The following is a 14532-nucleotide window of genomic DNA, read 5'->3' as shown; positions in this document are numbered from 1 at the left end:
ATGCAGCGGCCAACTTCAATTTACTCAATATTGGGCCACGACATGCCACTGTGCGGCTGTGAGTCCGGCTAGTACCGGGATGGCAACCTGATGATAAAGCCTGCGCGGTGATGCGCCTGATTTTTTGCCAAAGGTTAGTTCAAGGGGGATTTTGGAAAAAAATCCAACCAGTTTGATATCGGTAAACAACATGGACAAATAAAAAGGGCCACCTCTTGCGAGGTGGCCCTTTCCAAACGTTTGGTGGGCTGGGGGAGGTTGAACTGGATAGTTAATTTCTTGATTTAAAATAAAAATCGCCAATTCAGAAAATTTCAATATGCCTAACCGTATGCCTAACATCAGAACTTCTGCAATAACATAGTGTTATCTGGGCTGGAATGGTCATATGTGGTTAATTGGCCGTGGAGGAAATTTTAACTCTCACCTTTCTCAAAAGGTAACTGACTCTTGCGAAAGTTGGCGCTCTCTGTTGTATCAGCTCCTCGTTTGGAAAAAAATTCCCCGTCCAAAATTTACTTGTCCAGCGAGCTTTGAATAGACTGTTCAACCTTCGGTGGCTTTTACCTCGCCACCGGCAGGTCCTCCCAGCGGGTGGTGTAACAGGGGCTCAGGTGCTCTTGTCTCATCATCCACTCAGGCGACCCCGTGCCTTGGCTGGCAAAGCCTACGCGCCCCAATCCCTTGGCTTTGATCTGGTCCATCACGGCCATCAGCGCGTCCGATTGAGTGGAGGACGGGGCAAACAGGTCAGCCTGTTGCTGCCCCTTGGGGGTGAACTCACTCAGCATGACCCCACCCTTCTGATAGCGGTAACCATCGCGCCAAATCTGCGGTAGCAGCACGTTCACTTGCTGCAGCAGCAACCGGGTATCATCGCTAGGGCAGACCAGCCGGACGCCAGCCTGCTCACTGTAGTAAGGGGCTCGTTCGTCAAAGGGGCTGGTTCGCACGAACAGGTGCACCCGCTGGCAATACATCCCCTCGGCTCGCAGCTTCTCGGCTGCGCGAGCCATAAAGCCTGACAGCGCTTGGGCCATTTCTCCACGGTCAGTCACGCGCTCACCAAAGGAACGGCTCGAGAGGATCTGCAGCTTCGCCGCCGGTTCAACGGTCAGCTCTGCGCAAGGCAGGCCACGCAGCTCCTGTACGATCCGCTCGACCACCACGCCGTATTGAGCGCGTAACCCTTTGGCGTCGCTAGCCACCAGGTCAGCAACGGTGTTGATGCCTTGTGCCACCAACTTAGCGCCCAAGCGCCGTCCTATGCCCCACACCTCATCCACCGGGGTGATAGCCATCAGCCGGGCACGGCGCAGCTCGTCACGCAAGTCCACGACGCCGCCCGTGGCAGGCCACTTCTTGGCTGCATAGTTGGCCAGCTTGGCGAGGGTCTTGGTGGGGCCAATCCCGACTCCTACCGTTAGGCCGGTCCACTGCCACACTCGCTGCCGGATCTGTTGCCCATAGGCTGTCAGGTCCCCGGCAAACGACTCCGACAGTGACAGGAATGCTTCATCGATGGAGTAGACCTCCAGCTCGGGGGCCATGGTCTCCAACGTGCTCATTACCCGGCCAGACATATCGCCATAGAGCGCGTAGTTGGAGCTGAACGCCACACCGCCATGCGCCTCGAACTGCTCGCGGATCTTGAAGTAGGGCCCGGCCATCTTGATGCCCATCGCCTTGGCCTCGGGGCTGCGCGACACCACGCATCCATCGTTGTTGGAGAGCACCACGATTGGGCGGCCACGCAGCTCAGGGCGAAACAACCGCTCACAGCTGGCGTAGAAGTTGTTTACATCAACGAGCGCTATGGCCATCACGCTGCCTCAGATTGCCAATCACATGGGTGACCACTCCGAACAGCTCCAGGGAGAGGCTCATGCAAGGGTCGATAGGCGCGAACGCCGGATTGGCGGGCAGCAGCCGCAGCCTCGGCTTGAGCTGCAAGGTCTTTACCGTGAAGCTGCCATCGAGTAGTGCAATCACCACATCACCATGGCGCGGGGTGAGGCTCTTATCGACCACCAGCAAGTCACCGGGAAAGATGCCGACCCCGGTCATGCTCTCCCCCTCGGCACGCAGATAGAAGGTTGCAGCAGGGTGCGCCACGCAGTGGGTGTTGAGGTCTAACTTCCCTTCCAGATAGTCGCTGGCAGGGCTGGGAAAGCCGCAAGAGGCGCGGTGCAAGAACAGCGGGATGGTCACCTCGGCGGGTGATGGGTCTGGGGTTAACAGCTTCATGGCAACAATACCTGTATTTATATACAGGTATTATAGCGCACCACCTTTGAACCAGCGCAAGTCCCGCATGCCAGTGATGGCGTACCATAGTGCCAATAGATAACAAAAGAATCAGTAATGCGGATGCCACGTTGTTAGTTAGTTCCATTCAAGCTACATCGATTTGAGAAGCAACGTCGACATTCGTTTGTTAGTGGTTCATGGCACTAAGCATCACACTGACCTACAAATTGACTTTTCTGTCAGCAGTGTTAGAAATAATGTTCTAAATCAATGGCCTCTAATCGAATTTTTGATTAAATTATTGCATTTGTGACCGACATTTCAGATCACAAAAGGCCTTTTAGGCACATTCATCACAGACCAAATCGTGAGAAAAAGGCTAGGTAAACAGAACGTGTTCACATTGAGTCTGTTACCATGGGCTTTGATAAATAAAATAGGCTGTAACCATTTTGCAATTGGACTTAGCTTTTACCCATGCACGATCCCACAGACTGTATATCAGACCAGAACATAGTTCAGAGTGACAGTCGGTCATAGGCAATCAGATGCCCAACATGAAGTAGTTAGTTCGGTGCTGGCTACTAGATTCACTCCCGCCGAGTAGCTTTATCATGCTTGAAAATCAATCACCCCCCAGAATCAGTGCGATGTTGCGTTTTGCAATCAAATCCGGTGCCAAGGCTGCAGTGGAACTACAGATACGTAACCGCTCCATGCTTGATGCTAGAGATGATCAGGGGAGGACACCGTTGATGCTCGCTGCGGAAAAAGGAAGCCAAGAGTTGTGCGAGCTGTTGCTTGATGCGGGGGCCAATCCAGCACTGGTTAGCAATGAAGGTAAAACAGCATCTAGCATAGCTGCGGAGATGGGTTATGACGTGCTCGGATGCATGCTGCATCGCGCTCAAGATGAACCAGCTGGTTCTTCGTTATTTGAAGTTGTAGTGACGCCTGAAGACATTCATCGGCATGAAATAGTTGGTGATGATAAAGCTGTAGTTCTAAGGGATGAAAGAGCTGCTGAGTCCACATCCTTGGGTTATTTCATGGGCGTCCAAGCCGTATCTCAGACTCACCAAGATGTATTTTCTGCCGGAAGTTCTGGTGTTTCTTCAGCGGATACAGGCCCATCTGATTATGGAGATTCAGGGGATGAAGATATAGCTAGGTCCACTGATATTGAAGGTGATTCCTGTCAGTGGATTGCCTTATCAGATAATCCTGGTAAGGGGGTTACGCCGATCGTTCCGGATGTATTACTGAGCCAGCCAGATGTGATTGGTATAGAACAACAGAGAGTTAATTCCAGTTGGAATGAAGCATCTGATGGTCTAATTGATTTCCCCCCTTCGGAAGATTCTGCATGGGTTGATGCAGATACAAGTGCGCAGTTTGATGATATTGCACAAGCCGGGCCACATGATTTTGTTCGTTTGCGCCTTCCTTTTTCAGATGTTCCTGTTACTGAGCTGGAGGAGAAAAATGACTCAGCTCATTTACATGAAGAAGATGATTCTGGCTGGAAGGCAGAGGAGGAAGTGGTAACGCCAAAATCAGATGTGTCCCTCCTGATTTCCGTGACGCAAACCCATCGTCGTATATCCAGACACCGTGCTTTGAATACTGACGAATCTTGGGAGGATGTGGAGCTTGAGCTGCCAGAGGTGAAACCTGCAGTCATCCGGGGCTCCGAGGAGCAGGAGTTTCTGAGAGCACTCTTTGTCGAGGGTTTTCAACGTGGGTGGGTCACTTTTGACAAGGTCGCTGAGGCTTGCCAGCTTGATGCGGGCCCTGTTGCTGATGCATTACTTCCCGCTACTCTTCAGATACTTGAAGATTATGGTATCAAGGTTGAAGAAGCCAATCAGGACAGTTTCACAGCGGAAGGTGTGGTGAATGAGGAGCTTGCGGTTCTGCTGGATGAGGCATTCGAGAGGTTGGAGGCGTACCTAAGTGAATCATTGTCAGAGGTGCATACATTCAATTCAAGCACTCTGAGAACGTATTCGCAGGATGCACGTGCAGTCGGCTTGATTTCCAAAGATGGGGAAATATTGCTTGGGACCCGTATGGACTCCGCCATCAAGGCTCTTGCACGGTATCTGGCTGCCTTGCCCGATAGCGCTTGGGTGGACTGTTTTGAGGATGTGCAGCCGCAACAAGAGGTAAGTGCTGATGAGCTAGATGAGGATGAAGCCGTAGATCTGGAGCAGATCGAGATAACTGATGAAGAAGGTCGTTTTTCCGGAAGCTTTGAAGATTATGTGAATATTTTACGTGCTGGAGACATTTCTGGTAAGACCGATGAAATGATCCCTCGCCCTTCCGCATCGTTACTGGCCGCTTTGATCAAGAAATTGCATTTGTTTGATCCGGAGCTCCAGCCTGAGCTGGCGTTAGAGCATATTCGGATTTTCGAGAAAGCCCGCCATGACCTAGTTAATGCCAATCTGCGACTGGTAATGAGCATTGCCAGCAAATATAGCAATAGCGGCATATACCTAGAAGACCTGATCCAAGAGGGCAATATCGGCCTGATGAAAGCTGCCGAGAAATTTGAAGTTCAACTTGGCTTCAAATTTTCTACTTATGCTACTTGGTGGATTCGTCAGGCCATTACCCGCTGCATTGCTGATCAGCTTCGTTTGGTGCGGGTGCCGGTTCATTTAGTGGAAAAAATCAACAAAGTGCAACGCGGTATTCGTGAGCTGGAGGGAAAATCCCTTGGTGGTGTAAGCGATAGCGAGTTAGCTGTGTCGCTCGATATGAGCGTCAATGAAGTTTGCAAGGTAAAACAAGTTGCCGATCGTGAAGTAATTTTCCTTAGTGGCTTTGATGAAATTGACAGTCCGGAATTACTCGCTGGGAACGAGTCTGATGGTTTCCATTGTGTAGAAAATGACGAACTAGCGAATGCAATCAGAGCTGCTCTATCCGAGTTGTCAGAGCGTGAACATCAGATTATCAAATATCGCTTTGGCATAGGGTTAGGGGATGACTTCACTCTGGAACAGGTCGGCATAATGTTCGATGTCACACGGGAACGGATTCGCCAGATCGAAGCCAAGGCCCTGCGCAAACTGCGCCATCCGAATCGACGTATGGTGCTGGCTATGTTTTGGGATGAAAACGATCTGCATGATGATATTGATGAAGGCCGATGAATATGAAAGTACAGAATATGCGACATGCCCCACCTCGTGCAGCCGCAATGATCGAAGCCTTGCGCGGGTTAGGTTACAACACTGCGACCGCGCTGGCAGACATCATCGATAACAGCATTGCAGCTGGTGCCGCAACAGTTGACTTGCGCTTTGTTTGGAACAATGAGCAGAGCCGGATTGAAATTCAGGACGATGGCCGCGGTATGAGCGCAGCTGAAATCGACAAAGCAATGCGGCTTGGGGAGAGGAGCCCTCTCGATGAGCGCAGTGCAGATGACCTAGGGCGTTTCGGCCTCGGCTTGAAGACAGCTTCGTTTTCACAGTGCCGTTGCCTGACCGTGGCTGCTTGTGGGCCGGATGGTTTGCAATGCCTGCGCTGGGATCTAGATGTGCTTGCCGCTGGAAAGAATGATGGTTGGTACTTGCTTGAAGGTCCAGCTGAAGGTTCAGAAGGATATTTGGCTCCTCTCAAGGACGCTGGGCGGGGTACTCTCGTTCTGTGGGAGGCGATGGATCGCATTGTGACTAAAGGAGTTGGAGAGCAAGAGTTTCTGGATCTGATCGATGCGGTAGACCGGCACCTTGGCATGGTTTTTCATCGTTATCTGGAGCATCCCCGACGTTTGTTGTTGCGTATCAATGGTCAGCCGGTGAAACCATGGGACCCGTTCCTTGTGGGGCATCCTGGCAAACCATGGCAATCACCTTCCGTATCACCGCCAGGAAATGCGGCAGTCAAGCTGCAATGCAATGTGTTACCGCATAAGGATAAGTTATCACCGTCCGAGTTCGAGACTGCAGAAGGACCTGACGGCTGGACGGCGCAGCAAGGGTTCTATGTCTATCGCAATGAGCGTCTTCTGGTTGCAGGCAGCTGGCTGGGGCTTGGCCAAGGGCGATCGTGGACAAAAGACGAGGCGCACCGTCTGGCGCGTATTCGCCTTGATATTCCTAACACAGCTGATGCCGACTGGAAAATCGATATTCGCAAGTCTACGGCTAGGCCCCCCGTTGCATTGCGAAGCTGGTTGATTGGATATGCCGAAGATACACGTTCCAGAGCCCGCAAAGCATTCGTGCATCGCGGAATCGCACCGAAAATGCCTGGGGGGGGTGAGGTTGCACAATCTTGGAAAGCAGAGCACTTTGCTGGCGGTATGCGTTACCGGATTGATACGGACCATCCGGTGGTCCGTTCGGTATTGGATGATGCCGGTGTTTTGCTGCCTCAGATAAAGGCCATGCTGCGCGTCTTGGAAGAAACAGTTCCTGTCCAGCGAATCTGGCTGGACACCGCCGAGAATAAAGAGGCTCCGTGCACCGGCTTTGCCGGGGAGCCACCCGCAGAAGTGAAATCGGTGCTCGAGGTGCTTTATCGAAATATGGTAGGCGTGAAAGGTATGTCCTCGAGCATGGCGCGCGAACGGCTATCGAGAAGCGAGCCGTTCAATCAATATCCAGAGCTGGTTGCCAGCTTGCCTGAACAGCTATAAACAAGGAATGCCGTGTGTCTTTAATAGGTGAAGCAAACAAGATCAGTGTGGTCAAAATCGTTCAGGAATTGCTGCTGGCAGAGGATGCTCAGTCTATTCCTCACAGTCTGATCTCTGAAAAAATAAACCTCGTGCTCGCGCTGAATCCTCGTTGGACTGAAGATCTGGATCGTGAGTCCGTTATTAACGAGCTGATCCGCCGCCATAGCGAATGGGTTGGGACGGGGGGCATGCTCGGTGATGAGTCGGATCACGTTGCTTGGCTGACCGCACAACGTAAGAAGGAATGGCGTTACTGGCAGCGTTATCGTGAAATGCAGGAGACACGACTATCAGCAAGTGCGGTTGCCAATCTGGATGAAACATCCGATCAGGTGTTGTCCATGCTGGAGGACCCTTGCCGCGAAGGTGCTTGGGATCGCCGAGGTCTCGTAGTCGGTCATGTGCAATCAGGAAAAACGGGCAACTATACCGGGTTGATCTGCAAGGCGGCCGATGCTGGTTACAAGGTCATCATTGTTCTGGCTGGAATGCACAACAACTTGCGCTCTCAGACTCAGATGCGTCTTGATGAGGGGTTTCTGGGGTATGAGACACACTCTTCCAGTAACGAACCCCGGCCGATCGGTGTCGGTCTGATTGACCGGGATCCTGCGATTCGCCCGCACTACGCAACAACACGTTCCGAAAAAGGTGACTTCAGCATGGCCGCCGCGAAGAATCTCGGGATTTCTCCGGAAGAGCGACCGTGGTTGTTTGTTGTCAAGAAGAATAAGAAAGTCCTTGAACGTCTGCACAAGTGGATCGTCAATCATGTAGCCAACACCGTCGAGGCAGAGTCCGGTCGCAAGATCGTGACACATCTTCCCTTGCTGGTCATCGATGATGAGGCAGACAATGCTTCTGTTGATACGGGTGAACAAATTTTTGGCGAGAATGGACTGCCTGACGAGGAGCATCAGCCTAAAGCCATTAATGGACTTATTCGTAAGATACTGCACGCTTTTCAGCGTAAGGCCTATGTTGGCTATACAGCTACACCGTTTGCGAACATTTTCATTCATGAGCGAAATGCCACCCCGAAAGAGGGGCCAGATCTCTTTCCGGCCGCATTTATTGTCAATCTCGGCGCACCATCCAGTTATGTAGGGCCAACTCGCCTGTTTGGAATCAACAATGGTGGAACTCGTGCGGATGCATTGCCTCTTGTACGCAAGGTTGATGACCACTGTTCTGACGATGGCAAGGCTGGCTGGATGCCGATATCTCACAAGAATGGACACAATCCCAAAATCGACAATGAATTTGGCATGCCTGAGTCGTTGGTACGGGCGATAGATTCATTTGTACTTACGTGTGCATTGAGAAAACTGCGGGGACAGGGTGATTCCCATAGTTCAATGCTTATTCACGTAACAAGATTTAATCAGACTCAGGCGGCGGTACATGCTGTAGTAGACCAGTATATTCGACAACAGTTGCAACGAGTAGAACGTCAAATCGGCCATGAAGGATTTTTGGGGCGCCTTGCCGAACTCTGGCAAAAGGACTTCTTGCCTGTTTCCACCGAATTGCATGCACAAATACCTGATATGGTCAGCCGGTACGATTATTCGTGGGAGCAAATTGTTGAGCAGATACCGGATATTGTTTCGGAACTTTCTGTCAGGATGATTAATGGTACGGCCAAGGACGCACTGGATTACGCAGATTCTGGCAAGGGACTCAAGGTTATTGCAATTGGTGGTGATAAGCTCGCACGGGGGCTGACCTTAGAGGGACTATGTGTAAGCTATTTCCTGCGTGCATCAAAAATGTATGACACTTTGATGCAAATGGGAAGGTGGTTTGGTTATCGGCCTGGTTACCTTGATCTTTGCCGTCTCTACACGACAGCGGATCTAGTCGAGTGGTTTGAGCATATTGCGGATGCCTCAGAAGAGCTGCGTGAAGAGTTCGACATGATGGTTGCCAGTGGTGGGACACCACGTGATTACGGTCTCAAGGTCGTATCGCATCCTGTACTGATGGTGACTTCTCCCTTGAAAATGCGATCTGCAAAGACATTGCGACTTTCCTTTAGTGGGCATGTGGTCGAAACAGTGTCAATGCACAAAGAGTCTGTGATTGTTCGTGCAAACTTCGATTCGTTCCAGAGTTTTGTTTCTGTGATCGGAAAGCCTTCAACCATACCGGAGAGGAAACGTGGGGATGGACGCGATCGCTGGACTGGAGCGTATTGGTCAAATGTATCCCATGCTGAGGTGACGTCGTTTCTTGCCGGTTATACAACTCACCCTAGCGCGTACAAGGTGAACAGCCAGATGCTGTGTGAGTTCATCGACTCAATGGCGCTTGATGGTTATCTGCTGAACTGGAACGTGGCTGTAGTTGGCGGAAGCATTGACAAGGGCGCTTGGCAGATCGAAGACCTTGTTGTACCGCTAACCCAACGGGCTAATCGACAGCAGGCCGCCGGTCGCTACGCAATTGGTCGACTGCTGTCTCCGCGAGATGAGGCGCTGGATCTTGACGAAGTAGCTTGGCTTGCTGCGCTCGATGAAACGAAAAGACTCTGGCATGCCGACCCCGCTAGACCGGATGGCAAGAAGGAACCTGTGACTCCAAATGGGCCAGCCCTGAGAAAGATACGTGGATTCGGTGCGGAGAGAATTCCTGCCTCCCCGGAAACGGGATTATTGCTGATTTATTTGCTGAATCCAGTGGATGCAGGTTTACCTGAGGGTCATGAGCCTGTCGTGGCATTCGGGATCAGTTTTCCCAGCAACAACAGTGGGATCAAGGTCGACTACAAGGTCGGACATATTTTCTGGGAGCAAGAGTTTGGATCTGCTGAGTAAGGAAGACATCCTCGGGACATGGCGCGCGTTATCAGGTGTGTCGAACGAGGACGTATGGAGAACGATTTTGCTTGTGCCGGAAGGTGTGTGTACTTTGCGAGCTGGCCGTTGTTTTCCTGGGAATGAGGAAGGTTTGTTAGTCCGGTTTGGCAATGGAGATATTGGTTCATTACATGGACTACCTGCGGCCACTGGATTCAAGGTCAAAAAAATTAAGCTAGGGAATAATAATGAAGAGTGGTTGGCATTGGTACGCCAGCCAGGAGGAAACCTTGATCTGTTTGCTACGGTCGTGACAGATCTTGTTGCAGTTTTGTTGGGTAGCTCAATTCTAGATGGGCGCCAACTATTGAATATATTCATGAAGCGTTTGCGTGCGTGGATGAGCTTCATGAAGAAAGGAGCTACCATGCTCGGCCCCGAAGCGGAGTTGGGTCTAGTTGGTGAATTACAGTGCATGTCCACATTGCTAGCTGCAGGCTGCTCGGCTGAAAGTGTTGTGGAAGGCTGGACTGGCCCGATGGATGGCTTGCAAGATTTTCAGCTTGGACATGGGGCTATTGAAGTCAAAAGTACATTGGCAAGAGACGGATTTTCCGCCTCTATTCTGTCGCTTGAGCAGTTAGATGACAGTGTTCGCAAACCTCTGTTTCTTTGTGCTTGCCGATTTTCAGTTGATCCGTCAGGGGTTTCTCTGCCTGTTCGTATTGCATCGTTAAAAGAGCAGATGGATGAGGCCACAGCAGTTGTTTTCGGTTTTGCCTTACTGCATGCGGGTTACCTCGATGCGCACGCCGATTTGTATACAAGACAGTTTGTCGAAGTGAGTACACGTTACATGCTTATCGATGAAACTTTTCCGAGGCTTACTGGCGGGAATGTTCCGGTTGGTGTGGTCCGTGCAAAGTATGAGATAGAGCTGGATGCGATTGATGCTAAAGAGTGCCTAGCTGACGCAGTAATTGAAATGATTGGGATGAATTGAATGGAATTGGTTGATTTTTTACGTCAAACGCAACAACAGGTTCGTGATGAAACTGTCGAAAGAGGAATTGAGGGCGGAGAAGCAGCATTCCCGGAGCTACTTTTTACTGAGATCGTTACAAGACATATGGCCGATATCGGGATGACTTTTGATCCTGAAGTGTGTGCATACGATGCCAGAGTTGGAAGTGGATTAGGTTCAGGAAATGTGAGGTTGAGTGGTTTCGCTGTTTCTGAAGACAATGAACAGCTAGATCTGTATGTGAGCGACTACGAAGGCCTAGATGAAATTGTCGATATTCCTAATGCCGAAGCACAGAAAGCAGCCGAACAATGCCTGCGCTTTCTTTCGATGTGTGTGGAGGGCAAACTAGCCAAGGAAATGGACGAGTCCCATCCGGCATATGCTCTAGTGCTCACAATTAAGCAGGTTTATCCTGACCTTGAGCAGATCCGAGTCTTTGTTTTGACCGACAGGCGTGCAAAAGTTCGTACATATCAACCGCGTACAATATCCGGTAAGATTGTAAAGCTTGAAGTTATGGATATCCAGCGTTTGTTTAATCACTGGCAGGAGGGGCGTCCACGAGATGAACTCATTGTCAATTTCCAAGATATATCTGGCGGCCCTCTGCCCTGTATCTGGGTTCCGGACCAGATGGGGGAATATGATTATGCAATGACAGCTATTCCCGGTGAAGCCCTACGATTTTTGTATGAAAAATATGGTGCACGTATTCTTGAAGCCAATGTCCGTTCGTTTCTGAGCCAAGTTGGCGGGGTCAATAAAGGGATTGCAGAGACTTTACGCAAGCAGCCTGAACGGTTTATGGCCTACAATAATGGGGTTGTCATTATTGCTGATGAGGCCAGCTTGGGACGTACCGAGGATGGCAGCCTCGGTATTTTCGGGCTTAAAGGCATGCAGATCGTGAATGGTGGTCAGACGACAGCATCGATGTTCTTCACGAAGAAAAAATTTCCAGATATTAATCTCTCTCAGGTCAGAGTTCCCGCTAAAATCATCGTGTTGAAAAATGTAGGTTCAGAGCAGGAAGAACGTCTGATTTCAGATATATCACGCTATGCCAATAGTCAGAATAAAGTTCAACTGTCTGATTTGTCTGCAAATATGCCTTATCACGTAGAGCTCGAAAAACTTGCTATGGCTACATATTGCCCTGATGGAGTTAGTCGGTGGTTCTATGAGCGGGCCACAGGCAGCTACAAAGTGATGCTTGAACGTGAAGGTAAAACACCAGCTGGTATCAAGCGTATACAGGAAGGTATACCATCAACTCGCAAGATTACTAAAACGGATCTTGCAAAATATCAAAGTGCTTGGATGCAGCGACCAGACTTGGTGAGTCTAGGGGGCCAAAAGAACTTCAAAGCGTTCATGGATATTATTAATGCAGCTGGCGAGGCTAGGGGGCTGACTGATGTTGCTGAGTACAAGAGCATCATTGCTCAAGTCATTTTATTCAAGGAAGCGCAGCGTAGAATACGCCCACGCTTTGCCGCATTCCAAGCGAACGTGATTGCATATACAGTCTCTCTTGTGTCCCTGAAGCTTGGTGAGCGACTGAGTCTGGAGCGTATTTGGTCCACCCAGACTGTATCGCCGCAACTTCTCGAACAGATTGAAATATGGTCAGACGAGGTGAATGCACAGCTTCATGCGACTGCAAACGGGCGAATGATTTCAGAGTGGGCGAAGCGGCCTGAATGTAGGGAGATTATGTTCTCTCGTCCATTCTCTCAGCCAAGAGTAGATATTCCAGAATTAAATTGCTCCTAATATTTAACATTGCATAGGTTAATTAAATTTATCTTATTAATCCTTACACTATGGCTTGGGCTTACCAAGCCATAGTGTTATGGTTTCTTATATACTTCTGACACAGATAAGACATCTAAGATATCAGCTTCTATAAGTAGAAGATTTTTGCAAAATGTCTAACACCAAACGAGCTATTTTGTTTGCTAATAGGGGAGGCACTGCATTACCCACTTGATGATATTGCTGAGTTCGTCCACCTTGGAAAAAATAATTATCAGGAAAGGTTTGTAAACGAGCAGCTTCTCTTACTGTGAGGCTGCGACACTGTGTCGGATCAGGATGAATGAAGTAATGCCCATCTTTAGATATATGACTTGTAATTGTTGTAGAAGGTGCATCAGAAAGTTGAACTCGGAACCGATCCGAAAAATGCCCACTTTCCCAATTCTTGTGCGCTGGAGCTAAGGAGTCAAGACAAAATTCTTTGTGCCCCTTTGGCGATCTTCCTTCTATTTTAGCAAAACATGCAGCAAATCCGTATCGAATCAAATCATCAATTCTATGACCTCTGGTTTCGTGGTTCAGCCAAACTTTTAGTCGATCATCATTGAACCATTTGTCAAGTTCACTAATACCAGTAGTACCTTCATTTTTCTCTCTTGGATATTGGAGAGAGCCTGTATCAACATTCTGAAGAAAATCAGCTGTTTTACGAATATTATCTATCAGCTCTGAAGTGAGTTTGGACTCTTTAATTGCATTGTTTGCAAGCAGTTTTAATCCTTCTCGGATTTTTTGTTCCCATGCAGCAGCAGAGTCCTCTTCTCGACTTAATTTACTGCGTAATGGGGGCAGATTACCAATAGCATTATTAACTGTAATCCGACTCTCTTTGTTTAGCTTAGGTAAATTATGGCTGAAACGATCGTCTCTGATACCGAGTAGAATTACTCTATGACGAGCCTGAGGTATTCCATAGTCTTCGGAGCGAATAATGAAATTAGTTGCATCTATTTTTTGTGGATCATCACCATCCATGAATGTTTCATCATTGACAAGAGATACGATATTATATCGTAAGCCGTTATCTTTTTTATCCAATGCCATGCTAGGATTTGCAAGATCTCTTAGGATTTGATGAAAAATTAAACCACCATTTATTTTTGATGAAAGAATACCCTTCACGTTCTCCATGACAAAAATATCTGGCTTATTGTTTTTTATGATTCTTAAATACTCCAAGTATAGGAAGTGCCTAGAATCATCTTCGGGTATATAGTTAGAGTTACCTTTATTCCTCGAGCGCCCAGCAAGAGAATATGCTTGACATGGAGGTCCGCCAATGAGGACCCATGGTAAATCCTTATTGCCTAATGCAGCTGTAATTGCAGAGTCAAGGGCTGCATTCCCCTTATCACTACCGATAGCAATACACATCGCTTCATGATTTGCTCGCTCCCAATACTCATAGGTTCTCTCAGTGAAAGGATTAGGTGATTTCCCATTGCAAAACTGATAGTAATCTGATAGCCCATCAGGAAAGTTGCTTTTGAGTAATCGATAGTAAGCCCTGAGTCTTAGAGTCTGGTGAGCAACAGGATCCTTCTCTGCAGAGACCATAATCTGGAAGGAAGAACCTTCATTAAGTGAAGAGAAACCTTCGCCTAGTCCTCCTGGACCAGCAAATAAATCGATAATTGGGATAGGTGATAAAACGGTGTTCATGGTCTAATACTGTGTTTTTGATCAGCTAACAAAGATACCAGGAAGATGCGTGAACGGGAAGCCAAAGCGTGGCTCTTGTCGATAAAAAGCCTTGCGTAAGGCTCATGGCGGGGGCTGGTAACATCGGATGTATGCCGGAGAAGGCTGTTCAATCGGTTCCGTATGATACATGGCGTCGGTGCCATGGCCTTATGAAGGCTTTCTTGGGACAACATCGCTATGACTTGCTTACTACCAAGTGTTAAATTATCTATCTGAGCTAAGCTGGT

At 49.0% G+C, this 14532-nt stretch carries 9 protein-coding genes; 5 read left to right on the top strand and 4 right to left on the bottom strand.

Going from position 1 to position 14532, the window contains the following annotated elements; translation table 11 throughout:
- Window positions 1–24: 24 nt before the first annotated feature.
- The 3 genes from OKC43_RS03770 to umuD form a co-directional block, all read right to left on the bottom strand.
- Window positions 25–318, bottom strand: a complete 294-nt coding sequence (locus OKC43_RS03770; RefSeq protein WP_270803931.1) for a hypothetical protein — start codon at window positions 316–318, stop codon at window positions 25–27.
- 245 nt (window positions 319–563) lie between these two features.
- Window positions 564–1823, bottom strand: a complete 1260-nt coding sequence (gene umuC / locus OKC43_RS03765; protein WP_270803930.1) for a translesion error-prone DNA polymerase V subunit UmuC — start codon at window positions 1821–1823, stop codon at window positions 564–566.
- Window positions 1804–2247, bottom strand: coding sequence for a translesion error-prone DNA polymerase V autoproteolytic subunit (gene umuD / locus OKC43_RS03760; RefSeq protein ID WP_270803929.1), 444 nt, complete (start codon window positions 2245–2247; stop codon window positions 1804–1806). The genes umuC and umuD overlap by 20 nt, the downstream gene beginning before the upstream one ends.
- 617 nt (window positions 2248–2864) lie before the next feature.
- Here umuD and OKC43_RS03755 point away from each other — a divergent pair.
- Genes OKC43_RS03755 through mzaE form a run of 5 tightly spaced genes read left to right on the top strand, consistent with a single transcriptional unit; the run spans window position 2865 to window position 12556 of the window.
- Complete coding sequence (locus OKC43_RS03755) at window positions 2865–5417, top strand: sigma-70 family RNA polymerase sigma factor (protein ID WP_080631864.1); 2553 nt, start codon at window positions 2865–2867, stop codon at window positions 5415–5417.
- Window positions 5414–6910 carry an MZA anti-phage system associated ATPase MzaB gene (gene mzaB, locus OKC43_RS03750; protein WP_164673742.1) on the top strand — a complete coding sequence of 499 codons (1497 nt, stop codon included), beginning with the start codon at window positions 5414–5416 and terminating at the stop codon, window positions 6908–6910. Before OKC43_RS03755 ends, mzaB begins: the two co-directional genes overlap by 4 nt.
- A 14-nt stretch (window positions 6911–6924) precedes the next feature.
- Window positions 6925–9771, top strand: a complete 2847-nt coding sequence (mzaC, locus tag OKC43_RS03745; RefSeq protein WP_017779606.1) for an MZA anti-phage system associated Z1 domain-containing protein MzaC — start codon at window positions 6925–6927, stop codon at window positions 9769–9771.
- Entirely contained in the window at window positions 9755–10756 is a 1002-nt protein-coding gene (gene mzaD / locus OKC43_RS03740; protein WP_026141338.1) for an MZA anti-phage system associated PD-(D/E)XK motif protein MzaD, read from the top strand. The genes mzaC and mzaD overlap by 17 nt, the downstream gene beginning before the upstream one ends.
- On the top strand, window positions 10757–12556 hold the full coding sequence (gene mzaE, locus OKC43_RS03735; protein ID WP_026141337.1) for an MZA anti-phage system associated AIPR family protein MzaE: 1800 nt from the start codon (window positions 10757–10759) through the stop codon (window positions 12554–12556).
- A gap of 123 nt (window positions 12557–12679) precedes the next feature.
- On the opposite strand, the gene OKC43_RS03730 is transcribed toward mzaE, so the two are convergent.
- A complete protein-coding gene (locus tag OKC43_RS03730; RefSeq protein WP_080631862.1) occupies window positions 12680–14263 on the bottom strand; it encodes a DNA cytosine methyltransferase in 1584 nt (527 codons plus the stop codon).
- Window positions 14264–14532: the final 269 nt, after the last annotated feature.

Source organism: Aeromonas sp. Y289-2 (genome assembly GCF_027705925.1).
GTDB lineage: Bacteria > Pseudomonadota > Gammaproteobacteria > Enterobacterales > Aeromonadaceae > Aeromonas > Aeromonas veronii.
This window is presented reverse-complemented; position numbering and strand designations above follow the sequence as displayed.

What these genes read in the sequence shown, in the direction of transcription:
- umuC (WP_270803930.1), bottom strand. Translation starts at nt 1,823, where the DNA reads ATGGCCATAGCGCTCGTTGATGTAAACAACTTCTACGCCAGCTGTGAG.
- umuD (WP_270803929.1), bottom strand. Translation starts at nt 2,247, where the DNA reads ATGAAGCTGTTAACCCCAGACCCATCACCCGCCGAGGTGACCATCCCG.
- OKC43_RS03755 (WP_080631864.1), top strand. Translation starts at nt 2,865, where the DNA reads ATGCTTGAAAATCAATCACCCCCCAGAATCAGTGCGATGTTGCGTTTT.
- mzaB (WP_164673742.1), top strand. Translation starts at nt 5,414, where the DNA reads ATGAATATGAAAGTACAGAATATGCGACATGCCCCACCTCGTGCAGCC.
- mzaE (WP_026141337.1), top strand. Translation starts at nt 10,757, where the DNA reads ATGGAATTGGTTGATTTTTTACGTCAAACGCAACAACAGGTTCGTGAT.
- OKC43_RS03730 (WP_080631862.1), bottom strand. Translation starts at nt 14,263, where the DNA reads ATGAACACCGTTTTATCACCTATCCCAATTATCGATTTATTTGCTGGT.